26 protein-coding genes and 1 pseudogene are annotated in these 20,680 nt (G+C 69.1%); 9 read left to right on the top strand and 18 right to left on the bottom strand.

Annotated elements, in window-relative coordinates; all coding sequences use genetic code 11:
• Positions 1-42 precede the first annotated feature (42 nt).
• A complete protein-coding gene (locus tag DER72_RS11495; protein WP_110070129.1) occupies positions 43-1,416 on the bottom strand; it encodes an MATE family efflux transporter in 1,374 nt (457 codons plus the stop codon).
• A gap of 108 nt (positions 1,417-1,524) precedes the next feature.
• Positions 1,525-2,139 carry a porin family protein gene (locus DER72_RS11490; RefSeq protein ID WP_169957095.1) on the bottom strand — a complete coding sequence of 205 codons (615 nt, stop codon included), beginning with the start codon at positions 2,137-2,139 and terminating at the stop codon, positions 1,525-1,527.
• A gap of 214 nt (positions 2,140-2,353) precedes the next feature.
• Here DER72_RS11490 and DER72_RS11485 point away from each other — a divergent pair, with 214 nt between their 5' ends.
• Positions 2,354-2,668 (top strand): hypothetical protein, encoded by a 315-nt coding sequence (locus DER72_RS11485; RefSeq protein ID WP_110070128.1) that lies wholly within the window; start codon positions 2,354-2,356, stop codon positions 2,666-2,668.
• A gap of 94 nt (positions 2,669-2,762) precedes the next feature.
• On the opposite strand, the gene DER72_RS11480 is transcribed toward DER72_RS11485, so the two are convergent.
• The 3 genes from DER72_RS11480 to DER72_RS11470 all read right to left on the bottom strand — a co-directional run bounded on the left by DER72_RS11480 (position 2,763) and on the right by DER72_RS11470 (position 5,468).
• Entirely contained in the window at positions 2,763-3,011 is a 249-nt protein-coding gene (locus DER72_RS11480; RefSeq protein WP_110070127.1) for a YfhL family 4Fe-4S dicluster ferredoxin, read from the bottom strand.
• 91 nt (positions 3,012-3,102) lie between these two features.
• Complete coding sequence (coaD, locus tag DER72_RS11475; protein WP_110070126.1) at positions 3,103-3,582, bottom strand: pantetheine-phosphate adenylyltransferase; 480 nt, start codon at positions 3,580-3,582, stop codon at positions 3,103-3,105.
• Complete coding sequence (locus DER72_RS11470) at positions 3,579-5,468, bottom strand: beta-ketoacyl synthase (protein WP_110070125.1); 1,890 nt, start codon at positions 5,466-5,468, stop codon at positions 3,579-3,581. Before DER72_RS11470 ends, coaD begins: the two co-directional genes overlap by 4 nt.
• Before the next feature lie 391 nt (positions 5,469-5,859).
• On the opposite strand from DER72_RS11470, the gene DER72_RS11465 reads away from it, so the two are divergent.
• Positions 5,860-6,087 carry a hypothetical protein gene (locus DER72_RS11465; protein ID WP_110070124.1) on the top strand — a complete coding sequence of 76 codons (228 nt, stop codon included), beginning with the start codon at positions 5,860-5,862 and terminating at the stop codon, positions 6,085-6,087.
• A 90-nt stretch (positions 6,088-6,177) separates the two neighbouring features.
• Here DER72_RS11465 and DER72_RS11460 read toward each other — a convergent pair whose 3' ends face one another.
• Positions 6,178-7,008 (bottom strand): Tim44 domain-containing protein, encoded by an 831-nt coding sequence (locus DER72_RS11460; protein WP_110070123.1) that lies wholly within the window; start codon positions 7,006-7,008, stop codon positions 6,178-6,180.
• A 116-nt stretch (positions 7,009-7,124) separates the two neighbouring features.
• Here DER72_RS11460 and DER72_RS11455 point away from each other — a divergent pair, with 116 nt between their 5' ends.
• Positions 7,125-7,700, top strand: coding sequence for an isochorismatase family protein (locus DER72_RS11455; RefSeq protein ID WP_110070122.1), 576 nt, complete (start codon positions 7,125-7,127; stop codon positions 7,698-7,700).
• Positions 7,701-7,709: 9 nt separating this feature from the next.
• Here DER72_RS11455 and yaaA read toward each other — a convergent pair whose 3' ends face one another.
• Positions 7,710-8,489, bottom strand: coding sequence for a peroxide stress protein YaaA (gene yaaA / locus DER72_RS11450; RefSeq protein WP_110070121.1), 780 nt, complete (start codon positions 8,487-8,489; stop codon positions 7,710-7,712).
• Between the two features lie 106 nt (positions 8,490-8,595).
• Positions 8,596-9,627: an NADP(H)-dependent aldo-keto reductase gene (locus tag DER72_RS11445; RefSeq protein WP_110070120.1), complete on the bottom strand. Its 1,032-nt coding sequence runs from the start codon at positions 9,625-9,627 to the stop codon at positions 8,596-8,598.
• A gap of 256 nt (positions 9,628-9,883) precedes the next feature.
• Here DER72_RS11445 and DER72_RS11440 point away from each other — a divergent pair, with 256 nt between their 5' ends.
• The gene (locus tag DER72_RS11440; protein ID WP_110070119.1) at positions 9,884-10,399 is read left to right on the top strand and encodes a tetratricopeptide repeat protein; all 516 of its coding nucleotides are present in this window, start codon (positions 9,884-9,886) and stop codon (positions 10,397-10,399) included.
• Positions 10,400-10,474: 75 nt separating this feature from the next.
• Complete coding sequence (locus DER72_RS11435) at positions 10,475-10,975, top strand: hypothetical protein (protein ID WP_110070118.1); 501 nt, start codon at positions 10,475-10,477, stop codon at positions 10,973-10,975.
• 17 nt (positions 10,976-10,992) lie between these two features.
• On the opposite strand, the gene DER72_RS11430 is transcribed toward DER72_RS11435, so the two are convergent.
• The 8 genes from DER72_RS11430 to DER72_RS11400 all read right to left on the bottom strand — a co-directional run bounded on the left by DER72_RS11430 (position 10,993) and on the right by DER72_RS11400 (position 15,041).
• Positions 10,993-11,547 (bottom strand): TIGR00730 family Rossman fold protein, encoded by a 555-nt coding sequence (locus DER72_RS11430; RefSeq protein WP_110070117.1) that lies wholly within the window; start codon positions 11,545-11,547, stop codon positions 10,993-10,995.
• A 172-nt stretch (positions 11,548-11,719) separates the two neighbouring features.
• Positions 11,720-11,842 (bottom strand): hypothetical protein, encoded by a 123-nt coding sequence (locus DER72_RS16450; RefSeq protein ID WP_258306282.1) that lies wholly within the window; start codon positions 11,840-11,842, stop codon positions 11,720-11,722.
• Positions 11,843-11,883: 41 nt separating this feature from the next.
• The gene (locus tag DER72_RS11425; RefSeq protein WP_110070116.1) at positions 11,884-12,429 is read right to left on the bottom strand and encodes a DUF501 domain-containing protein; all 546 of its coding nucleotides are present in this window, start codon (positions 12,427-12,429) and stop codon (positions 11,884-11,886) included.
• Complete coding sequence (locus DER72_RS11420; RefSeq protein ID WP_110070170.1) at positions 12,401-12,727, bottom strand: hypothetical protein; 327 nt, start codon at positions 12,725-12,727, stop codon at positions 12,401-12,403. Before DER72_RS11420 ends, DER72_RS11425 begins: the two co-directional genes overlap by 29 nt.
• Before the next feature lie 83 nt (positions 12,728-12,810).
• Complete coding sequence (ybaK, locus tag DER72_RS11415) at positions 12,811-13,281, bottom strand: Cys-tRNA(Pro) deacylase (RefSeq protein ID WP_110070115.1); 471 nt, start codon at positions 13,279-13,281, stop codon at positions 12,811-12,813.
• On the bottom strand, positions 13,278-13,685 hold the full coding sequence (locus DER72_RS11410; protein WP_110070114.1) for a thioesterase family protein: 408 nt from the start codon (positions 13,683-13,685) through the stop codon (positions 13,278-13,280). The genes ybaK and DER72_RS11410 overlap by 4 nt, the downstream gene beginning before the upstream one ends.
• Positions 13,686-13,759: 74 nt before the next feature.
• The gene (locus DER72_RS11405) at positions 13,760-14,572 is read right to left on the bottom strand and encodes a hypothetical protein (RefSeq protein WP_110070113.1); all 813 of its coding nucleotides are present in this window, start codon (positions 14,570-14,572) and stop codon (positions 13,760-13,762) included.
• Positions 14,573-14,606: 34 nt separating this feature from the next.
• Entirely contained in the window at positions 14,607-15,041 is a 435-nt protein-coding gene (locus DER72_RS11400; RefSeq protein ID WP_110070169.1) for a hypothetical protein, read from the bottom strand.
• A gap of 59 nt (positions 15,042-15,100) precedes the next feature.
• Here DER72_RS11400 and DER72_RS11395 point away from each other — a divergent pair, with 59 nt between their 5' ends.
• Positions 15,101-16,285, top strand: coding sequence for a MalY/PatB family protein (locus DER72_RS11395; RefSeq protein ID WP_110070112.1), 1,185 nt, complete (start codon positions 15,101-15,103; stop codon positions 16,283-16,285).
• Between the two features lies 1 nt (position 16,286).
• Here DER72_RS11395 and DER72_RS11390 read toward each other — a convergent pair whose 3' ends face one another.
• Positions 16,287-17,219, bottom strand: coding sequence for a tetratricopeptide repeat protein (locus DER72_RS11390; protein WP_110070111.1), 933 nt, complete (start codon positions 17,217-17,219; stop codon positions 16,287-16,289).
• A 77-nt stretch (positions 17,220-17,296) separates the two neighbouring features.
• On the opposite strand from DER72_RS11390, the gene DER72_RS16445 reads away from it, so the two are divergent.
• The 3 genes from DER72_RS16445 (at position 17,297) to DER72_RS11375 (ending at position 20,398) form a co-directional block, all read left to right on the top strand.
• Positions 17,297-17,431 (top strand): hypothetical protein, encoded by a 135-nt coding sequence (locus DER72_RS16445; protein ID WP_258306286.1) that lies wholly within the window; start codon positions 17,297-17,299, stop codon positions 17,429-17,431.
• A gap of 351 nt (positions 17,432-17,782) precedes the next feature.
• Positions 17,783-18,895: a glycine cleavage system aminomethyltransferase GcvT gene (gene gcvT / locus DER72_RS11380; RefSeq protein WP_110070110.1), complete on the top strand. Its 1,113-nt coding sequence runs from the start codon at positions 17,783-17,785 to the stop codon at positions 18,893-18,895.
• A gap of 123 nt (positions 18,896-19,018) precedes the next feature.
• Complete coding sequence (locus DER72_RS11375) at positions 19,019-20,398, top strand: L-serine ammonia-lyase (RefSeq protein ID WP_110070109.1); 1,380 nt, start codon at positions 19,019-19,021, stop codon at positions 20,396-20,398.
• A gap of 160 nt (positions 20,399-20,558) precedes the next feature.
• Here the strand turns inward: DER72_RS11375 and DER72_RS11370 are convergent.
• Positions 20,559-20,680: pseudogene (locus DER72_RS11370) on the bottom strand (IS630 family transposase); the annotation flags it as partial.

Here is a 20,680-nt window from a genome sequence, read left to right as displayed (position 1 = left end):
GGTAGTTCAGTATAGAAACTAGCGCAGCGTCAGTATCTTGCGTTATTTCGCCGCCAACGGTCCAGCAGGCTTGACACACCAGTCGGTGCGGCGCCGTCGCCGATAGTAGGCGATCAGGGTCGCCGAGCGCACCAGGGTGAACAGCGTGAAGGCCAGCCACAGCCCATGGTTGGTGAGGGTCTCCGGCAGCACTGCCTGGGCGAGCCACCAAGCGGGCAGGTAGACGGCGAGCCCGGCGAAGATGCTGTTGCGCATCTCGCGGATCGCCGTGGCGCCGATGAAGACCCCGTCGAGCAGGTAGCTCCACACCGCGATCAGCGGCATCAGCACCATCCAGGGCAGGTAGCTGGCCGCGGTGGTGCGCACCTCGGGCAGGCCGGTAAGCAGGGCGATCAGCCACTGGCCGCCCAGGGCGAAGGCCAGGGCCGCGGCCCCGGCGGTGACCAGCGAGAGCCAGGCGGCACTCTTCACCGCCTGGCCGAACTCGTCCCAGCGGCGGCGACCCACGGCGCGCCCGGCGATGGCCTCGGCGGCATGGGCGAAACCGTCCAGGGCGTAGCTGGTCAGCATGATGAACTGCAGCAGCACGGCGTTGGCGGCAAGCACGGTGTCGCCCTGGGCGGCCCCCCGCGAGGTGAAGAAGGCCATGGCGAAGAGCAGCCCCAGGGTGCGCACGAAGAGGTTGGCGTTGACCGAGAAGAGCTCGCCGTAGGCGGCCAGCGCCAGCAGCCGGCTGCGCAGGAAGCGCCCCGAGAGCCACCTGAGCTGGCGCGAGACCAGCCACAGGCCGAAGGCGAAGGCGGAGTAGTCGGCGATCACCGTGGCCCAGGCCACGCCGTCGCTGGTCATGCCCAGGCCGACGACAAAGAGCAGGTCGAGGACGATGTTGACGCCGTTGGTCAGCACCAGGATCGCCAGGGTCACCCGCGAGTTCTGCTGGCCCAGGAACCAGCCGAGGATGGCGTAGTTGGCCAGCACTGCTGGCGCCGAGAGGATGCGGATCTCGGCATACTCGGCGGCCAGCGCCGTGGCCACCTCGCTGCCGCCCAGCAGCCACAGGCCGAGCGCGATCAGCGGGCGCGAGAAGAGGATCAGCGCCGCGCCGATGCCCGCCGCCAGCAGCAGCGACTGCCCGAGGAGGTTGCGTACGTCGCTGTCGTTCTCGCGGCCCACCGCCTGGGAGGTGAGCCCGGTGGTGCCCATGCGCAGGAAGCCGAAGCCCCAGTAGAGGAAGCTGAACAGGGTGGCGCCGAGGGTCACCGCGGCCAGGTAGCGGGAGTCCGGCAGGTGGCCGACCACGGCGGTATCCACCAGCCCTAGCAGCGGCACGGTGATATTGGAGAGGATAATCGGCCAGGCCAGCGTCAGGATGCGCCGGCGCGCGGACGCGAGTGGCGAAGGTTCCGAGCGGCTCACGATGGGCTCCCGAGGGTGGAAAGCCGCGCAGCATGGCCGGCGGCGGCATATAACGCAACCGCCCCGCACGAGGGCGGGGCGGCTGTGGCGGGGTGGCTGGGCTTTCGCTTAGAAGCGGTAGCCGATGCTGGCGGAGATCAGGTCGATCTCGAAGTCCTCGCCGCTGTCGCTCAGGTCGTAGCGCTCGAACTCGAGACGCATCATCACCTGATTGACCACATACTCGGCGCCGATACCGTAGAAGGGATCGATATCGTCCGCGCTCAGAGAGTAGCTGACACGATTGCCCAGTCCGGTTGTGTATTCTTCATCATAGCTTCCATCCCATGCTATCAGGCCCAGCTTGCCGAAGACGCTGAAGCCCGCATCGATAGGCAGGCGGCCTACCAGGGCAAAACCAAACCCATCGGCACTGGCTTTGGCCCTTGCCGGCTCGCCGTTAATGATGCCAGTCGCAGTGAAGTCCCCGAAGTCCACATAGCTGGCTTCCACGGCGAAGTTGGGGTTGAACTGGTAGCCGGCAAACAGCTTGAACGCCGTGTCCTTGTCGTCGGTGTTGGCACCAATATCGCTATACCAGTCGAGAGTATCGTTCTTGAGCTTGGCCTGGCCGATGGCGGTACCCAGGTAGAAGCCCTCGTCGGGCACACCGGGGTAGCTCTGGGCGAAGGCGGGGGCGGCGACCAGGGTGGTCAGGACGGCAGTGGCGATCAGACGCTTCATCATGCGCTCCATTGCATGCTGGGGCAGGCGGGGCCTGCGGGGTTGGGCAAGCGGGCAAAGCCGTCTACCCTGATGTAAGATCCTGTGAAAGGATGTAACCTCAGGCATTCTAGAAGCTAATGATGATGAGCGCCATGCTCGGCATGATGGCAACTTGGTGCCGGCCAGCATGACAGACGCCGCCGAGACGGCAGGGAGCAGGGGAGTGACACTGATGGGTAAGCGGACCGTTTTCTTCTTCGTACTGGCGCTGGTGGCGATGCTGGGCAGCTCGCCGGCGGTGGCCCAGCAGCAGCGCATGGAGGCCCGTCCCAGCGGCGGCGCCATGGTGGCCGATGCGCTGATCGCCCGGCCGCTGCTGGCGGTGGCCACCGTGGCCGGCACCGCGGTGTTTCTGGTCTCGCTGCCCTTCACCGCCCTGGGGGGCGGGGTGGACACCGCCGCCGAGACGCTGATCAAGACCCCGGCCGAGGCGACCTTCCGCCGCTGCCTGGGGTGCACGGTGAGCCGGCGCGCCGACGAGATGTAGGGCACTCCGGCCGGCAGGCACGAAACGCAGAACGCCCCGCTCGATAGCGGGGCGTTCTGCATTGCGAGGAGGGCAGCGAGACGAGGCGCGCTGCTCAGGCCGCGGTGATGAGGCGGTACTTGGCCATCAGCTCGTCGCGGCTCTCCTCGTGTGCCGGATCCAGCGGGATGCAGTCCACCGGGCAGACCTGCTGACACTGGGGCTCGTCATAGTGGCCGACGCACTCGGTGCAGAGATTGGGATCGATGACGTAGATCTCTTCCCCCGCCGAGATGGCGCCGTTGGGGCATTCGGGCTCGCAGACGTCGCAGTTGATGCACTCGTCGGTGATCATCAGGGCCATGGGGATACCTCACGGAAGTTCTGTTCGGGCGGCACGGGATTTGTTCCGCCCGCGCAGAGGCGCGGCGGAAGGGAAAGCCCGATGCTGTTGGTCAGGTATTGTAATGGCTCTTCAGCGCCGCGGCGACCCTGGGGTGCACGTGCTGAGATACGTCGCCGCCCAGCTTGGCGATCTCGCGGATCAGGGTAGAGGAGATGTAGGAGTTCTCTACCGCGGGGGTCAGGAAGACGGTTTCCAGCTCCGGCATCTGGGCGCGGTTCATGTTGGCCAGCTGCAGTTCGTACTCGAAATCCGAGACCGCGCGCAGGCCGCGCAGCAGGATCCGGGCCTGCTGCTGCTGCATGAATTCGGTCATCAGTCCTGAGAAGCCGACCACCTCGACGTTGTCCAGCTCGGCGACCACCTCACGGGCCAGGGCGATCCGCGAATCGATGTCGAGGGCCGGGCCCTTGCCGGGGCTCGAGGCGATGGCGACCACGACCTTGTCGAAGAGCCGCGAGGCGCGTTCGATCAGGTCGAAGTGGCCGTTGGTGATGGGGTCGAAGGTACCGGGATAGACGGCAATGTTCATCGGTCGGCGTCCGGGAGTCGTCCGTAGGGGTTGCCCACCGCCAGGGAGACGGGGCGTGCATAGCCGGGAATCTCGAGCTCGGCGTCGCTCATGGTGAGCTCGGGACCCTCCAGCACCCCTTCGCCGAAGCGGTAGTGGGCCGTGAACTGCCCCAGGTCGGCGCGGCGGCGGTAGTCGGCAGCGGCCTCGCGGGTAGCCCCGCGGCGATCCTGCCAGGCGGCGACCGCGGCCTCGCCGTGGCGGGCGGTCAACAGGCGCTCGGTCACCGCCGGGGAGAGCACCACGCCGGTGGCGTTATTGCCGCCGAAGCCCTTGGCGTTGATGAAGGCGGCATCCGCCGCGAAGGGCATGGCCTCGCGGGAGAGACGCAGGCGCTCGGCGTGGACGTCGTCGGCCACGGCCTCCAGGGTGCTGATGCCGGGCAGCAGGCCATGGGCGAAGCTGCCCAGGGCGCTGCTGATCTGGTCGCCGGCGGCGCTGCCCTGGGAGTGTCCCACGTAGGCCTTGACCGCCACCACCGGCCAGTCATGGATGCCATAGGCCCTGGCTACCAAGTCGAAGACATGGGACTCCGTCACCCGGTTCTTGGGGGTGCTGGTGCCGTGGGCGTGGAGGAAGGTGCGCTGCCGGAGCGCCTTTTCGCCGAGGATCTCGCGCACCAGGGAGGCGGCCTTGCCCAGGGTGATGTAGTTGCCGATGCCGGGAGCGGAGATGGAGCGCTTCCAGCCGTCGGCGTTGACGAAGACGCCGGGCACGCTGCCGAGGATCTCGGCGCCCACTTCCATCGCCAGGCTGTCGTCCATCAGCATCACGAACTGGCTGGACTCGGCGATGGTGAAGCCGCAGTTGCGGGCGAAGGGTCGGCAGGCACGCTGGTAGTCGGCGTCGGTCAGCAGCGTCAGGGCGTCCAGCGCCTTGAGGCTCTCATCGTCGGCCAGCGCCCCCATGGCGCGGAAGCCCTCGATGATCTCCGGGGTCACCGGCGCATCGGCAGTGCCGACCATCACCACTCGGCGGCGGCCGGTCTGGATGTCATCCACGCCCAGGCGCAAGTTGTAGAGGAAGCTGGCGCAGGCGCCCAGTGCCGCCCCGGTGCCTCCGACGCTGCCCAGCACATAGGCGTTGAGGAAGTCGGCAGGCATCTGGCCATAGCCCAGCGGCATCTGCTTGGAGGTGGCGCGATTGCCGGAGACGAAACTCTTGAGCAGGCCACCCCAGCCCTCGTCATCGAGCTGACCGATGGAGTTGCCGGCGTAGACGGCCACCTCGTCGGGATCGAGGCGGTCGCGCAGGTTGTCCCAGGCCAGGCCGCTATCGCCCAGGCAGTCGCTGGCGGCGAAGATCGCCATGGAGAGCCCGCGGGGGTGGTGGACGCTGCGGTAGAGCCGGCTGGGTTCGAAGCCGGTGGGCAGCTGGCCGGCGGCGCGCACCTGGGCCGGGCGATTCTCCGGCAGCATCACCTCCATGCTGCCGGCGGGCACCGTGACCTCCAGGCTGTGGCGGTCGATCTCGCGAACCTGCCAGGTGGGCGGCAGATCCTCCGGCAGCTGGCGGCGGCGAATGCGGAACACCAGGGGGGTATCCAGTTCGAGGCTGGCCCGGCGATTGGCGGGCAGGCCCGCCTCGTTGAAGCGGGGGTCCTCGATGCGACGGATCAAGGTATGGTCGAGCACCTGCTGTCGGGTCTGAGCGACGATCTCGGCGGGGTCCAGGGAGCGCCCATCGGCGTCCTGCCAGCGGCCATTTTCATCGGCGCTGGCCAGGCGCATCATGGCCGCCAGGCCCAGCAGGGTGCTGGCCTGGTCGTCGTCGGGCAGGGCGTCGAGCACGGTGCGACGAAACGCCTGGTGGCCCGAGGCTCTGCCGGCAGGGTTCACGCCGCCCATACCGACGATCACCGGTAAATGTGACAAGCCGGGTTCCTCGTTGTGCTGTTGATGTCTTCGAGTCGGTGTAGGTATCTGGCCATGGATCATATCACCCGCCTCACGGCGGCGTCATGGGGCCTCCGTGAGCAAAGGCGAGGGCGGCAGTGAAACATTTGTTTGAAATTGTGCGACGGGCATGTCAGGATGAAACGGCTGTTTGAGTCATATGAGTGGTCGTGGGCGCACCTCCTTGGGGTGCGCCCCTTTTTTTCCTTCATGATCGGTATGTTGCCGCCGGTTACGCGGCGTTGCATCGCGTAGTGGTGACGTCGCCGGGAGTTGGCTAGGGTGAGAGGGTGGTCGCCCTGGCGACTGCCGTTCAAGGAAATGACTCAGGAGGAGACACCCCATGACACACGAGATGCTCAAGAAGCTTGGTCTGGCACTGCTGGTGGGCATGCTGGCGGCGGGCCTGGTGGGCTGCCAGGATGAGCCCGGCCCCGCCGAGGAGGCCGGCCAGGAGCTCGACGAGGCCATGGAGGATGCCGGCGAGAGCGTCGAGGAGATGGGCGAGGCGATCCAGGATAGCGCCGAGGAGATGGGCGAGGCGATCCAGGATACCGCCGAGGGAAACTGACGAGCGATTCGGGGTCCTGACGCAGAAAGGCCGGACGAGATCGTCCGGCCTTTGCGCGTCATGGAAGAGCGTCAGGCTATTCGGCGTGGCTCAGCCGTTCTGCTCGATGCCCTGCACGTACCAGGGGGCGCCGTCGCGCAGGTCGCGCACCAGGTGCCAGGTCTCGTTGAACTCGTTGTGCTCGCCGTTCTCGTCGAGGATGCCGTGGAAGATCACGGTCGCCTCGGCCTGCTGGCCAACCTCCTGCACCATGCCCAGCTCGGCGAACAGGCGTACCACCTCGGTGCGGTTGTTGGCCGGATGCCGGTCGCGTTCGGCGCGCAGCAGGTTGTAGAGCTCCGGAGTCACGTACTCCTGGATGCCGGAGAAGTCATTGTTGTCCCAGGCGCGCTGCAGGGTCATGAAGTGCTCCTTGGCGCCACCCAGGAAGCGTTCGCGGTCGAACCACTCGGGCTCGCCGGCGAAGGCGGCGCCGCCGCCTGCCGGCGCGCTGGCCTGGAAGGCCTGGTCGCCGGGGGAGGCGGTGTGCTCGGTGCGTGCCTGGGGCGCCGCGCTGCCGGCACCCGCGCCGGCCATGGCGGCACGGCGGCGCAGGAACCAGATTGCGGCGAAGGCCAGGCCGGCGATCAGCAGGATATCCATCATGCGCAGCTCATCGAAGGCGCCGCCGAAGAAGAGCGCGGCGAGCAGGCCACCGGCGAGCAGGCCGCCCAGCATGCCGGGCATGCGCGAGCCGGCGGCGGCGCCCTGCTGGCCCTGGCGGGCGGGAGCGGCCTGGTTGGGCGCGGCGGCGGGGCGGTCCGCGGAGCGGGAGAAGCTGCCGACGTTGCCGCCGCCGCCCAGGCGGCGGGCCTCGGCGTAGTCCAGGGCCGGGCCGAGGGTGAAGAGTCCGACGACCAGCATGACAAGCAGATGTCGCATCAGGGGTGCCTCCGATCTTGGTCTGGGTAGGGGGTGGGAAGGTCGAGTCGATTCATTCTACCGGCTATGCTGGGGGGCACCATAAAAACCGACAACAAGCACAAGGAGACCCCAGCATGCATCTGTCACGAGAGGAGAGCCTGCTGTTGATCGTTGACCTGCAGGCCGGGCTGTTGCCGCTGATCGAGCACGGCGACCAGGCGGTCACCGAGGCGGCCTGGCTGGGCGGCCTGGCCGAGAGCCTCGAGGTGCCGGTGTGGGTGACCGAGCAGTACCCGGAAGGGCTCGGCGGCAGCGAGCCGCGGCTGCTGGAGGCGCTGCCTGGCCACCGGCTGTGGCAGAAGCTCACCTTCGACGCCTGCGCCAACCCCGAGTTCAGCGCCGCCCTGGCCGAGAGCGGGCGACGCCAGGTGGTGCTGTGCGGCACCGAGGCGCATATCTGCGTGATGCAGACGGGGCTGGGCCTGCTGGCCGCGGGCCATGAGGTCTACTGGCTCACCGAGGCCTGCGCCAGCCGCCGCGCCGCGGAGGCGCGCCTGGCCCGGGAGCGCATGATGCAGGCGGGGGCGGTGCCGGTCAGCGCCGACATGGTGGCCTACGAGTGGCTGCATCGCTGCGACGACGAGCGCTTCAAGCAGGCCCATCGCCGCTTCCTCAAGGGCCGCTCAGCGCGGCCGCTGGTGTTTGCCTAGCAGGCAGCGTCAGGCGGCGCCCTCGGGGCGGGTGAAGACCAGGGTGTCGCCCTCGCTCATGGCCGCGTTGTAGGCGTAGCCGGCGACGTTGAAGCCCTTGAGCCCCTCCGGGTCGTCCAGCCGCTCGCGGATCATCCAGGCCGCCATCAGGCCGCGCGCCTTCTTGGCGTAGAAGCTGATGATCTTCAGCTTGCCGTTCTTCTCGTCCTTGAAGACCGGGGTGATCACCCGCGCCTTGAGAGCCCTGGCGTCGATGGCCTTGAAGTACTCGTTGGAGGCCAGGTTGACCAGCACCGGGCTGCCGCTCTCGGCCACGGCCCGGTCGAGGGCCTCGGTGAGGGTGCCCTTCCAGAAGGCGTAGAGATCCTTGCCCGCCGGGTTCGCCAGCCGGGTGCCCATCTCCAGGCGGTAGGGCTGGATAAGATCCAGGGGGCGCAGCAGGCCGTAGAGCCCGGAGAGGATGCGCAGGTGCGCCTGGGCGAAGGCGTTGTCGTCGTCGCTGAAGGTGTCCGCCGCGAGCCCCAGGTAGACGTCGCCCTGGAAGGCCTGGGCGGCCGGCTTGGCGTTCTCCGGGGTGAAGGGGGGGCGCCAATCGGCGAAGCGAGCGGCGTTGAGGGCGGCCAGCTTGTCGCTGATGCCCATCAGCTCGGAGAGCCGCTGGGGGGAGTAGTCGCTCAGGATCTCGATCAGCTCGCGACTGCGGTCGAGGTAGTCCGGCTGGGTGTGCATGGCGGTGGTGGCCGGGGTCTCGAAGTCCAGCGTCTTGGCGGGCGAGATCACGCTCAGCATGGGGGCGCTCCTGATCCGGTGGAAGTGCTCCGAGTATACCAAGGGCGCCGCGGCGGTTGGGCTATCGCGGTGATAGCCCTCGAGCGCGGCGCCCGCCGGCCCGGCTTCAGGGCGCCGGGTTGGGCTGGCGCCGGTGCACCGCCTCGATGGCCTCGAGCACCTCGCTGTCGAGCTTGAGGAAGTCGCTCTCGAGATTGCGCTCGAGCTGCTCCATGGTGGTGGCGCCGATGATGTTGCTGGTCAGGAAGGAGCGCGAGTTGACGAAGGCCAGCGCCATCTGGGCCGGGTCCAGGCCGGCGTCCTGGGCGATCCGCACATACTCGGCGGTGGCCGCCTCGGCCTGGGGGTTGGTGTAGCGCTGGAAGCGCTCGAAGAGTGTCAGCCGCGCCCCCTCGGGGCGGGCGCCGTCCAGGTACTTGCCGGAGAGCACCCCGAAGGCCAGCGGCGAGTAGGCCAGCAGGCCCACCTGCTCGCGGTGGGCGATCTCGGCCAGGCCCACCTCGAAGGTGCGGTTGAGCAGGTTGTAGGGATTCTGCACCGAGGCGACCCGCGGCAGGCCCAGGGTCTCGGCCAGGTGGAGGGCACGCATCACCCCCCAGGGGGTCTCGTTGGAGAGCCCGATGGCGCGCACCTTGCCGGCATCCACCAGCTCCTTGAGGGCGCCGAGGGTCTCCTCGAGGGGTGTGGCCTCCTCCTCCTCATCATGCTCGTAGCCGAGGCGGCCGAAGTAGTTGGTCTTCCGGTCGGGCCAGTGCAACTGGTAGAGGTCGACGTAGTCGGTCTGCAGGCGCGCGAGGCTCGCGTCGATGGCCTGGTGCAGCTGGTCGCGGGTCAGCCGCGGGCCGCCGCGGATGTGATCGAGGCCGGGGCCGGTGGCCTTGGTGGCGATGATCACGTCGTCGCGGCTGCCGCGCTGCTTCAGCCAGCTGCCGATATAGGCCTCGGTGCGGCCCTGGGTCTCTGCCTTCGGCGGCACCGGGTACATCTCGGCGGTGTCGATGAAGTTGACGCCGAAGGCCACGGCGCGGTCGAGCTGCTCATGGGCCTCGGCCTCGCTGTTCTGCTCGCCGAAGGTCATGGTGCCAAGGCACAGGCGGCTGACTTCGATGCCGGTGGTGCCCAGCGGTCGCGTCTGCATTCTCTCTATCCTCAATTGCCAGGGGCTGCGAAGGGTTGGGGCATGGGGTAAATGCGTGGAGTAAAGGCATGGTAGGGGAGCCCGGCGGGGGCGGCAAATCCCCCCGGGGTTGAGTCCCGGGCGGGGCGGGCGTATGCTGGCCGCCGCTTGCGCGCCCCTGGATTCCGGGGCGTTTTGCTTTCGCAGATGACAGACGCCGTGCACAGGGTGGTGCCGGGTGTCTCCACGTTGCGTCAACAGGACCCGGTTACTGGCCATGACACAGGCATCATCACTGTTCACCCGGCTCGAATACCGCCTGGCGGAGCAGCTGTTCCATACCCGCTGGCTGCCCCGCTCTCCGCGTACTCAGCGGCTGACCATGCACCTCTTCCAGCGCTGCGCCGATGCCGGCCATCCGGCGGCGCTCTCCGTCTATGGGCATATGCTCTTCCATCGTGGCCTGACGCCCCAGGACAAGGCCCGTGGGGCCCGCTACGTGATGGAGGCGGCCCAGGCCGGCGACATTCGCGCCCAGTACCAGGCCGCCCAGATCTACGAGCACGGCTGCGTTCTCTACCCGCGTCGCGATGATCGTGCGGTGACCTGGTATGCCCGCGCCGGCGAGTCCGGCCACCCCCTGGCCGCGGCCCGCCTGGCCCGCGCCTATGGCGAGGGCCAGCTTGGCCTGCCGGTGGATCGCGAGCGCGCCGCCGAGTGGCAGCAGCGGGCCGACCAGGCCGCCGGTCTCGCCGAGGCGCTGGACAGCGGCGAAGCCGAGACGCGACACTAGACCGACGCCCGGCCGGGGCGTGACCGCGCCCCGGCCTCTCCATCCCAAGCTTCGGCCTCGAGGACCCGCGCTCCCGTGACGCTACCGACACTGCTCGATATCGAGGCGTCCGGGTTCGGGCGCGGCAGCTACCCTATCGAGGTCGGCCTGGCTCGCCCCGATGGCAGCCGCTGTGCCTTCCTGATCCTTCCCCTGCCGGAGTGGACCCACTGGGACCCCAAGGCGGAGCTCCTGCACGGCATCAGCCGCGCGCGTCTGCAGCGCGAGGGATACCCGGTCCGTCAGGTGGCGCGCTGGCTCAACGACGAGCTCGGCGGGCTTGGCATCGCCTACAGCGACAGCTGGGGCTATGACAACACCTGGCTGTCGCTGCTCTTCCACCATGCCGGCATGCTGCCGGCCTTCCGGCTGGAGGCGCTGCGCAAGCTGCTCAGCGAGGGGCAGCTGGCGCTCTGGAAGCAGACCAAGGAAGCGCTGATCGAGGAGCTGGGCATCCGCCGGCATCGCGCCGGCGAGGACGCCCGCCTGCTGCAGCTTACCTACCAGCGCACCCGCGAGCTGACCGGCGCCGCCTGACGCACGGACCCGCGGTGTCAGGCCGGCTCGGCAAGCCGCGCCTCGAGGATATCCAGCAGCTCGCCCGGCTCGGCGGCGTCGAACAGCTCGGCCCGGGTACGGGCGTTGAGGAAACCGTGCTCCACGGTGCTGTCGAGGAAGGCCAGCAGCGGCGTGTAGAAGCCGGCGCTGTCGAGCACGCCGATGGGCTTGTCGTGGAGCCCCAGGTAGTGCCAGGTCCAGGCCTCGAAGAACTCCTCCAGGGTGCCGATGCCGCCCGGCAGCACGATGAAGGCATCGGCGTGGGCGGCCATGCTGGCCTTGCGCTCGTGCATGTTGCGCACCCGGATCAGCTCGGTAAGGCCGTGGTGGGCCTGCTCACGCTCCACCAGGTGATCGGGCATCACGCCGATCACCTCGCCTCCCTCGGCCATGGCGGCATCCGCCAGGGCGCCCATCAGGCCGATGCGGGCGCCGCCGTAGACCAGCACATGGCCGCGCCGGGCCAGCTCGCGGCCCAGCTCGCGGGCGGTCTCGAGGAACTGGGGGTCGTGACCGTCCCTTGACCCCAGGTAGACACAGAATCTTGGCATGCTCTTCTCCTTGGCAGAGGCGCGCTGGCCGCTTGTTGGCCGGGGCGCTGTCACCTCGTCACAGGGCCATATGCTGGCGCCGAGGGCCTGACGCCGCAAGCCCTTTCCCTCCCACGGAAACGACGAAGGGCGCCGAGGTGGCGCCCTTCGCGGGATGTCGCTTGCCGGCGGCTCAGCGCGTGCCCTCGGCGTCACGCTTCATGGCCTGGCGCAGCAGCTTGAGGCCGACGCCGGTGATCACGAACATGCTGGCGATCAGGGCGAGGCTGGCAACGACATGGGTATCGAGGTACATCGGGGGCTCCTTGTGGGGTGTCGAGAGTGAGGCGTTGAGGGTCAGGGGGAATGGGGTCGGGATCCGCCGGGCAGGCAGTCGGCCACACCGTACTCGGCGTCCATCCACTGGCCGATGACGTTGTCACCGCACAGGTGGTGGGCGTACTGGGTGTGCAGGCAGCGTATCTGGTCCCAGTTGGCGATGCCGCCGATGCCGCGCTCGGTGAGCACGCCATCGTAGCCCAGCCGGATGACGTCAGCCTTTTGTGCCTCGCTCATGTGGCGCCAGCGGGCCGCCACGTAGTCGCGATGGCTTGCGTGGTAGGCGGCGAGGAACTCGGGCTCCTCCTGCAGGCGCGTCTCCAGCTGCTTGATCACGCCGACGGCCTCGATGCGCGAGATCTCCACCTTGAGCCGCTCGGAGCAGAGCCAGTAGAGGGTCGGAAAGGGCTTGCCGTCGACGATCGGCGCCATGCGCAGTACCAGCGGGGTGCCCTCGCTGTCGGTGGCCGCCACGGCCTCGATGCCGCGCGGGGCGCGGCCCAGCTGCGCGGTGATGATCGCCAGCTGGCGCTCGTCAGGAGTCTGATCGGTGCGGATCACCATCGTCGGGGTCCCGTAGAAACTTGTTGGACTGGCCGACGGCCAGGAAGAAGGCGCGGTTGAGCTGCTCGGGGGTGGGCGTATAGCGCCACTCCCGCTCGCAGTAGTCTGCGGCCCGGGCCATCAGCACGTGGTAGAGCCGATTGAACGGGGCATCATAATCGTAGGGATCGGCGCCGAACAAGCGGATGTGGGGATAGTCGGCGAAGCGCTCGACGAAGTAGCGGAGCAGGTCCGCCTCAACGGCGCGGTGCCGGGCGACGTTGTCGGGGTCCAGCCAGAGGTCGTAGCGGATGGCCATGATCACCTCCTGTCGGGGGGGCGGGTGTCGGCCGAGCCGGCCATGTGATTGGGACAGCATGACACGCCGTTTGGCTCGCCGCGTCAGCCTCTGGCGAGCGGGGCCAGCCTGGCGCCGGTGAGGCGCACCAGGTCGGCGGGGGCCAGGCGGATCTCCAGCCCGCGCCGGCCGCCGCTGACGTGGATCGCCGGCAGCGCCGCGGCGCTTTCGTCCAGGAAGGTGGCCAGGCGGCGCTTCTGCCCCAGCGGGCTGATGCCGCCGACCACGTAGCCGGTGGCACGCTGGGCCGCCTCAGGCTCGGCCATGGCGGCCCGGCGGGCGCCGGCGGCGCGAGCCAGCGCCTTGAGGTCGAGCTGGCCCGCAACCGGCACGATGGCTACCGCCAGGCGGCCGTCGTCGAGTTTCACGAGCAGGGTCTTGAACACCTCGTCGGGGGAGAGCCCCAGCGCCCGCGCCGCCTCCTCGCCGTAGGCGGGGGTGCGCGGGTCGTGCGCGTACTCTGCCAGGGTAAAGGCCACGCCGGCCCGCTCGAGCTGCTTGACGGCAGGGGTCATGTGGCCACCGGCTCCTCCCGCACGTGGGCTTCCAGCGCCGCGCGCAGCGTCCCCTCGATGGGCACGGCCTTCTTGCTCTGGTGGTCGAAGTGGACCATCACGGTGCGGCCAATGTTGGTCATCTGCCCCTCCTGGTGGGCCTCCTGGGTCACCGTGAAGGAGCTGTTGCCGAGCCGCGAGACGTAGGTGCGGATCTCGATCTCGCTGCCGTACTGGAGCTCGGCGAGGTACTCCACCTCCATGCGGGCCATGATCAGGCGCCACTGGCGCGGGTCGAGGTCCGGGGTGAAGAGGCGGAAGAGGTCGTTGCGGGCCAGCTCGAACCAGGCCGGCAGCCGGGTGTTGTTGATATGGCCCAGGGCATCGGTGTCGTAGAAGGCGGGCTCGACGGTGCGGGTGAACATGGCGGCGCTCCTTTTTGTAGTGATTCAGCTGTCGTGATCCGGGCAGGACAGCTTTGCCCCAAGCAAGCGCTCGGTCAAGCTCGGGCGGTGCGCCTGCCCTGCTGCCACGCCTGCAGCCGGGTCCAGCCTAGCAGCCAGAGGGTGGCCACGGTGAAGCCGGCCAGGGTGCCCAGGCCAAGCCCCAGTGCCGGGTAGGCCAGGGAGACGCAGAGGGTATAGCTGAGCAGCGAGCCGAGCCCCGCCGGGTAGTGCTTGATCACCGTGGCCACCGGGCCGGGCCCGTGGGTCAGGTGCAGGATCACCAGGAAGGGGAACATGGTCACCGGGAAGGCCGCCATGACGCCTGCCCAGGCCGCCGGCAGGACGTGGGCGAGGCCGGTAATCACGAAGATGATCGCGGCGGCGAGCAGGGCGCGCACCCCCAGCGCCGCCCAGGAGAAGCGTCCGGCGGGGCGCGCGGGACTGTCCGGCACCCGCCGGTAGAGCCAGGTGAACAGCGCGATGGCCGCCAGGGTGGTGAGGGTGCCGGTGAGGCGGTCGAACTCCACCCGGGTGAGCAGCAGGCTCACCGCCAGGAAGGCGGCCAGGCCCGCCGCAGTGCCGGTCAGCACGCCGGGCAGGCCCGGGCGGCGGCCGGCCAGCAGGTAGCCGCCGCCGAGTGCCAGGGTGGCGGTGAAGCCGGCCAGGGTATGCACCGCGCTCTCGGCGGCGAAGCCCGTGGAGAGCTCCAGGCCGATGAAGAAGAGCGCGATGGCGGTGCCCAGGGGGTAGCCGGCCAGCAGGCCGGCTACCCGGGGGCTGACGCGCACGGCGATGGCGCCGAGGCCCAGCACCATGCCGATCGAGACCAGAAGCTTGGCAAGCTGCCAGCTCAGGGGGACGTCCATGGGGTTTCCTTGTCGTTATGAAGGGGCCGGTCGGCTAGATGAGCCTCAGGCCCTGGCGGTCGTGCCAGGCGGCCTTGATGGCGGTGGCCAGGGGCTCGCGCAGGTGGTCCGGCAGGGCGGCCTCGGCGCTCTCGTGGTCGGTGAAGTCCCGGTTGCGCAGCCAGCAGTAGGCCCAGGCGCAGGCCTCGTCGTTGCTCCCGGGCAGCGGTCGGGCAGGCATCTGCATCAGCAGGAAGGTGGCGGTACGCGCCGCCCACAGCGGGATCTCGTCACCCGCCTCCGGCTTGGTCCAGGCCACCAGGGTGGCCCCGTCCGGCGTGGCCTCCGGCTGGCCCAGCCTGGCGACCCGTGCGGTCTCGGCGAGGATCAGCGCCAGGCGGTCGGTGTCGCCCTGGCCCAGGGTGCGCCACTGGTCGATCAGTGCAGGCAGGCCGCGGCGTACCTTGGCATAGAAGCCGTCCTGGGGCATCGTGCTGGTCATGGCATCGTCCTGATCATTGCAGGGCCCTGAAGTGTAAGGAGTGAGACATGGACTTCGATTTTGCCACGCCCGTGGAGCGGCGGCACCCGTCAGGCGAGCGTTCGTCCGACTGGCCGTCCCAGAAGTGGCACCGTTACGACGACGAGGTGCTGCCGCTGTGGGTCGCCGATATGGACTTCGTCTCGCCCCCGGCGGTGCTCGAGGCGCTGCGCGCCCGGGTGGACCACGGGGTGTTCGGCTATGGCCTGGTGCCGGCCTCCCTGCGCGAGACTCTCTGCGCCTGGAGCGAGCGCCACTATGGCTGGTCCATCGAGCCCGACTGGCAGCTGTGGCTGCCCGGGGTGGTGCCGGCGCTTCACCTGGCCAGCCTGGCGCTGACCGAGCCGGGCGACGGGGTGCTGACCGTGACGCCCATCTATCCGCCCTTCCTGCAGGTGGCCGAGCGCACGGGGCGCCTGCCCCAGCAGGCGGCGATGGCCGAACCCGTGGCCCCGGGCGAGCCCTGGCGGCTAGACCTCGCGGCGCTCGCGGCGGCAATCACCCCGCGTACCCGGTTGCTGCTCTGGTGCCATCCCCACAACCCCACCGGGCGGGTCTGGGCCCGCGACGAGCTCGCCGGCCTGGCCGAGCTGGTGATGCGCCACGACCTGTACGTGGTCTCCGACGAGCTGCACTGCGATCTGCTGCTGGACGAGGGCGCCCGGCACGTGCCGCTGGCGGCGGCCTTCCCCGAGCTGGCCGCGCGCACCCTGACCCTCTGGGCCCCCTCCAAGACCTTCAACCTGGCGGGCCTGACCACCGCCTGCGCGGTGATCCCCGATGCCGTCCTGCGCCGGCGCTTCGCCGCGGCGATCAAGGGGCTCGTGCCGGACGGAAACGTGCTGGGGCTGGTGGCCGCGGAGGCCGCCTACGGTCAGGGCGAGCCCTGGCGCCAGGCGCTGCTCGAGGTGCTGCGGGGCCACCGGCAGGCGCTCGTCGAGCGGGTGGCCCGCTGGCCGGGGGTCACGATGAGCGCGCCCGAGTCCACCTACCTGGCCTGGCTCGACCTGCGCCAGGCACCGGCCCTGGCCGGCAGCGAGTCGCCCCAGCAGGCGCTGCTCGAGCGCGCCGGGGTGGCGCTCTCGGACGGCGCCGACTTCGGCATGCCGGGGTTCGCGCGGCTCAACTTCGGCACCACGGCGACCCAGCTCGAGGCCGCCCTGGCACGCCTGGACGGGGTGCTGGGCGGATGACTCAGTAGAGCAGGGCGAACAGCTTGCGGCGGTAGGTGACCGTCAGCGGGTGGTCGGCCCCCAGGGCGTCGAAGACCCGCAGCAGGGTCTTGCGGGCGGCGTCATCGCCCCAGGCGCGGTCGGCCTTCATCAGCGCCAGCAGGGCATCGAGGCCCGCCTCGTAGTCGCCGTCGGCCACCCGGCGCAGGGCGAGCAGGTACTGGGCCTCGCTGTCGTCGCGCTCGCCCAGGGCGGCCAGCGCCTCGGCGTCGGGGGCCTCCTCGCTGAACTCGATGCTGGCGCGCACACCCCGGGCCGGGGCGGCGTCGCGCTCCTCCGGGGGCAGGTTGTCGAGCAGTGCGCGGGCGTCGGCGGCGCGCCCCTCGGCCACCAGGGCCCGGGCCAGCTCCACCTGGAAGGGGTAGTGCTGGGGGTTCTGCTGCACCAGCTCCTCGTAGAGGGCGCGGGCGGTGGCGGCATCGCCGGCGGCCAGGGCCTCGGCGGCCTGCTCCTCGGGGCTGGCTGGGGCGTCCTCGGGGGCCGGGAAGTAGCGGCCCAGCCACTCGCGGACCTGCTTCTCGGGCAGCGCGCCCTGGAAGTGGTCGACCAGGCCGCCCTGGCTGATCAGCTTGACGTCGGGCACCGAGCGCACGCCGAGCTGGGCGGCGATCTCCTGGTTCTCGTCGATGTTGAGCTTGGCCAGGATGAAGGCGCCGCGGTATTCGCGGGCCAGCTTCTCCAGTATCGGCATCAGGTTCTTGCAGGGCTCGCACCAGGGGGCCCAGCAGTCGAGCAGTACCGGCACCTGCATAGAGAGCTCCAGCAGCTGCTGGATATTGCCGGCGTCGGCGTCGACGATTACCTCGGGGGCATCGCCGGCGGGGGCAGGATCGCTGGTGCCGGAGGGTGTGTCGGCGGCGAGGGGCTCGCCGGTGCGCGGGTCGACGATGGGCATGGTGGGGGTTCCCGGGTCAGAGTGGATTCGCACTGAAGATGCGGGTAACCGTGGGCGTATTCAAGGGGAGGGGTGCGATGGGGGTGCTGTGGCGTCTGCTGGTCGGGCTGGTGCTGATGCTTTCACTGCTGCTGGCGGGGCCGCTGTGGATGCTGGCCAGCGAGGAGGTGGCGACGGGCCGGCACTGGGCCTCGACGAGGGGGTGGAGCTGAACCTGCTGGGGCTGGCCCTGGGCCTCGACCTGCGTCGTCCGGCCCTCAAACTGCCCGGCGTGGAGCGCCTGGGCATGGCGCCCCTCGTCAAGGGGACAGACGGCGGCTAACCCGCGGCGGTATGTCGGTCGCCCCATGTTTCCCATGGGAAACCCGTTCTCCCGCCGGCCGGCAAATGTTCCGTAAGCCTGGCGAGTGTGGCCATGGCGCTACGAACGCGATTCTCTCCTTGCGCCCATTGTTTCCAATAGGAAACATGGTCTACTCTTGACCCATTCGAAACCGAGTCGGTCCGGCACTCAGCCATGGGGCCGGGTCGAATGCCATTATCGCTTGTAAGAGGCCGCCGCGATGAGCCAGCTGAACCGTACCCCCCTCCATGACCTCCATGTGGAACTGGGCGCCAGGATGGTGCCCTTCGCCGGCTACGAGATGCCGGTGCAGTACCCGCTGGGCGTGAAGAAAGAGCACGAGCATACCCGTGCCGCCTGTGGCCTGTTCGACGTCTCCCACATGGGCCAGCTGCTGCTGCGCGGCCCCGCGCCGGCCGAGGCGCTGGAGACCCTGGTGCCGGCGGACCTTCTCGGGCTGCCCGAGGGGATGCAGCGCTATGCGCTGTTCACCAACGAGGCGGGCGGGATCCTCGACGACCTGATGGTGGTCAACGCCGGCGATCACCTCTACCTGGTGGTCAACGCCGCCTGCAAGGCGCAGGACATCGCCCACCTACGCGCGCACCTGCCCGAGGGTCACGAGATCGAGGTGCTGGACCGGGGGCTGATCGCCCTGCAGGGGCCGCAGGCCGCCACGGTCATGCAGCGGCTCTGCCCGGCGGCCTGCGAGATGATCTTCATGCAGCACGGTCGCTTCGAGATCGCGGGCATCCCGGTCTGGGTCAGCCGCAGCGGCTACACCGGCGAGGATGGCTTCGAGATCTCGGTCGCCGCCGAGCAGAGCGAGGCGCTGGCCCGCCGCCTGCTGGCGGAGCCTGAGGTGGAGGCGATCGGCCTGGGCGCCCGCGATTCCCTGCGCCTGGAGGCGGGGCTCTGCCTCTACGGCCACGATATCGACACCACCACCACGCCCGTCGAGGCCGGCCTGATCTGGGCCATCGGCAAGCCGCGTCGCCATGGCGGCGAGCGCCCCGGCGGCTTCCCCGGCGCCGAGACGATCCTCCACCAGGTGGAGGCCAAGGACCACAGCCGCAAGCGGGTCGGCCTGCTCGGCGAAGGGCGCGCCCCGGTGCGCGAGGGCACCGAGCTCTACGACGCCGAGGGCAACCTGATCGGCATCGTCACCTCCGGCGGCTTCGGCCCCAGCGTGGGCAAGCCGGTGGCCCTGGGCTATGTGCCGGTGGCGCTGGCCGAGGTCGGCACCACGGTCTTCGCCGAGGTGCGCGGCAAGCGTCTACCGATGGTGGTCAGCAAGACGCCCTTCGTCGCACCGGGGTACTACCGCGGCTAGAGAGGCTGCCTATGCTGTCAGGGTGGGGCGACCCTCGACGGCTCGATCAGCCCTTCCATCAACCGTTCACTTAAGCGTTCAGTCAACAACAACAGGGCGGCAGGTAGCCCAGGGTGGTGCAACATGTCTATCAGCGTCTTCGACCTGTTCAAGGTCGGCGTCGGGCCGTCGAGCTCGCACACCGTGGGGCCCATGCGGGCCGCCTGTGACTTCCTCGACGAGCTGAAGGCGCGGGAGCTGCTGACGCGGGTGGCGCGCCTCGAGGTGCAGCTCTTCGGCTCGCTCTCCGCCACCGGGATCGGCCACGGCACCGATCGCGCGGTGATCATGGGGCTGATGGGCGAGCGGCCGGATCGCATCGACCCCGCCATCATCGCGCCCTGCATCGAGGAGCTGCAGGAGTCCGAGGCACTGCTGCTGGATGGCCGCCACAGCGTGCCCTTCCTGTGGGCCCGCGACATGCAACTGCTCGAGGAGAGCCTGCCGCATCACCCCAACGCCATGCGCCTGATCGCCCACGGCCACGCCGGCGAGCTCTACCAGAACACCTACTACTCGGTGGGCGGCGGCTTCGTCATCGACGAGGCCCAGGCCGAGCGAGGCGAGCTCGACAGCGACACCACCGCGCTGCCCTACGACTTCCAGACCGGCGACGACCTGATGCGCATGTGCCGGGAGAGCGGCCTGCGCATCAGCGAGCTGATGCTGGAGAACGAGAAGGCGTGGCGTAGCGAGGAGGAGATCCGCGACGGCCTGCTTGCGATCTGGGCCGCCATGCAGGCCTGCGTCCGGAAGGGCATGGAGGCCGAGGGCGTGCTGCCGGGGGGGCTGAACGTCAAGCGCCGCGCCAAGGCCCTCTACCAGCGTATGCTGGCCAGCGAGGACGACCACTCGCTGATCGCCTCGACCATGTCGGCCATGGACTGGGTCAACCTCTACGCCCTGGCGGTCAACGAGGAGAACGCCGCCGGCGGGCGCATGGTCACCGCCCCCACCAACGGCGCGGCGGGCATCATCCCCGCGGTGCTGCACTACTACATGCAGTTCCAGAAGGGGGCCTCCGAGCGCGACGTGGTGAACTTTCTGCTCACCGCCGGGGCGGTGGGGATCCTGTGCAAGAAGAACGCCTCGATCTCCGGCGCCGAGGTGGGCTGCCAGGGCGAGGTGGGTTCCGCCTGCGCTATGGCCGCCGCCGGCCTCACCGAGGTGATGGGGGGCAGCGTGGCCCAGGTGGAGAACGCCGCCGAGATCGGCCTGGAGCACAACCTGGGGCTGACCTGTGACCCGGTGGGGGGGGTCGTTCAGGTGCCCTGCATCGAGCGCAACGCCATCGCCTCGGTGAAGGCGATCAACGCCGCCCAGATGGCGCTGCGCGGCGACGGTGAGCACTTCATCTCCCTGGACAAGGTGATCCGCACCATGCGCGACACCGGCGCCGACATGCAGGCGAAGTACAAGGAGACCTCGAAGGGGGGGCTTGCCGTCAACGCCATCGAGTGCTGAGACCAGCGGCGCTACAGACGAAGAAGGCCGCCCCCACAGGCGGGCCCGCTTCGTATCTTTTTGTAACAATCACTTGGGATGCTGGAATATTAGCTACCCTGACAATCAATAATAACTAGTGAGTGACGAGGGGAGAGGCATGGAAGACCCGGATAAGTGGCTATTCAAAATTTATCGTGCGCTCAGACCCGTAGCCGTCGAGTAGGCGACAGACCTCCTTGCTGAGGTGGTCAAATGAGAGATAGGCACTCAACGGTAGCCATGCGTACTTCATCTGCCGCC

It is taken from the genome of Halomonas sp. A11-A (assembly GCF_003182195.1).
GTDB lineage: Bacteria > Pseudomonadota > Gammaproteobacteria > Pseudomonadales > Halomonadaceae > Halomonas > Halomonas alkalicola.
Note: the sequence above shows the minus strand (reverse complement) of the source record. Positions and strands in the feature narration are given on the sequence as shown.

What these genes read in the sequence shown, in the direction of transcription:
- gcvT (WP_110070110.1), top strand. Translation starts at nt 17,783, where the DNA reads ATGAGCCAGCTGAACCGTACCCCCCTCCATGACCTCCATGTGGAACTG.
- DER72_RS11445 (WP_110070120.1), bottom strand. Translation starts at nt 9,627, where the DNA reads ATGCAGACGCGACCGCTGGGCACCACCGGCATCGAAGTCAGCCGCCTG.
- DER72_RS11430 (WP_110070117.1), bottom strand. Translation starts at nt 11,547, where the DNA reads ATGCCAAGATTCTGTGTCTACCTGGGGTCAAGGGACGGTCACGACCCC.
- DER72_RS11490 (WP_169957095.1), bottom strand. Translation starts at nt 2,139, where the DNA reads ATGAAGCGTCTGATCGCCACTGCCGTCCTGACCACCCTGGTCGCCGCC.
- DER72_RS16445 (WP_258306286.1), top strand. Translation starts at nt 17,297, where the DNA reads ATGGGGGTGCTGTGGCGTCTGCTGGTCGGGCTGGTGCTGATGCTTTCA.
- DER72_RS11440 (WP_110070119.1), top strand. Translation starts at nt 9,884, where the DNA reads ATGACACAGGCATCATCACTGTTCACCCGGCTCGAATACCGCCTGGCG.
- DER72_RS16450 (WP_258306282.1), bottom strand. Translation starts at nt 11,842, where the DNA reads ATGTACCTCGATACCCATGTCGTTGCCAGCCTCGCCCTGATCGCCAGC.
- DER72_RS11410 (WP_110070114.1), bottom strand. Translation starts at nt 13,685, where the DNA reads ATGTTCACCCGCACCGTCGAGCCCGCCTTCTACGACACCGATGCCCTG.
- DER72_RS11390 (WP_110070111.1), bottom strand. Translation starts at nt 17,219, where the DNA reads ATGCCCATCGTCGACCCGCGCACCGGCGAGCCCCTCGCCGCCGACACA.
- DER72_RS11420 (WP_110070170.1), bottom strand. Translation starts at nt 12,727, where the DNA reads ATGGCCATCCGCTACGACCTCTGGCTGGACCCCGACAACGTCGCCCGG.
- DER72_RS11460 (WP_110070123.1), bottom strand. Translation starts at nt 7,008, where the DNA reads ATGCGACATCTGCTTGTCATGCTGGTCGTCGGACTCTTCACCCTCGGC.
- DER72_RS11395 (WP_110070112.1), top strand. Translation starts at nt 15,101, where the DNA reads ATGGACTTCGATTTTGCCACGCCCGTGGAGCGGCGGCACCCGTCAGGC.
- DER72_RS11465 (WP_110070124.1), top strand. Translation starts at nt 5,860, where the DNA reads ATGACACACGAGATGCTCAAGAAGCTTGGTCTGGCACTGCTGGTGGGC.
- yaaA (WP_110070121.1), bottom strand. Translation starts at nt 8,489, where the DNA reads ATGCTGAGCGTGATCTCGCCCGCCAAGACGCTGGACTTCGAGACCCCG.
- DER72_RS11405 (WP_110070113.1), bottom strand. Translation starts at nt 14,572, where the DNA reads ATGGACGTCCCCCTGAGCTGGCAGCTTGCCAAGCTTCTGGTCTCGATC.
- DER72_RS11485 (WP_110070128.1), top strand. Translation starts at nt 2,354, where the DNA reads ATGGGTAAGCGGACCGTTTTCTTCTTCGTACTGGCGCTGGTGGCGATG.
- coaD (WP_110070126.1), bottom strand. Translation starts at nt 3,582, where the DNA reads ATGAACATTGCCGTCTATCCCGGTACCTTCGACCCCATCACCAACGGC.
- ybaK (WP_110070115.1), bottom strand. Translation starts at nt 13,281, where the DNA reads ATGACCCCTGCCGTCAAGCAGCTCGAGCGGGCCGGCGTGGCCTTTACC.
- DER72_RS11400 (WP_110070169.1), bottom strand. Translation starts at nt 15,041, where the DNA reads ATGCCCCAGGACGGCTTCTATGCCAAGGTACGCCGCGGCCTGCCTGCA.
- DER72_RS11455 (WP_110070122.1), top strand. Translation starts at nt 7,125, where the DNA reads ATGCATCTGTCACGAGAGGAGAGCCTGCTGTTGATCGTTGACCTGCAG.
- DER72_RS11375 (WP_110070109.1), top strand. Translation starts at nt 19,019, where the DNA reads ATGTCTATCAGCGTCTTCGACCTGTTCAAGGTCGGCGTCGGGCCGTCG.
- DER72_RS11425 (WP_110070116.1), bottom strand. Translation starts at nt 12,429, where the DNA reads ATGGTGATCCGCACCGATCAGACTCCTGACGAGCGCCAGCTGGCGATC.
- DER72_RS11470 (WP_110070125.1), bottom strand. Translation starts at nt 5,468, where the DNA reads ATGGGCGGCGTGAACCCTGCCGGCAGAGCCTCGGGCCACCAGGCGTTT.
- DER72_RS11480 (WP_110070127.1), bottom strand. Translation starts at nt 3,011, where the DNA reads ATGGCCCTGATGATCACCGACGAGTGCATCAACTGCGACGTCTGCGAG.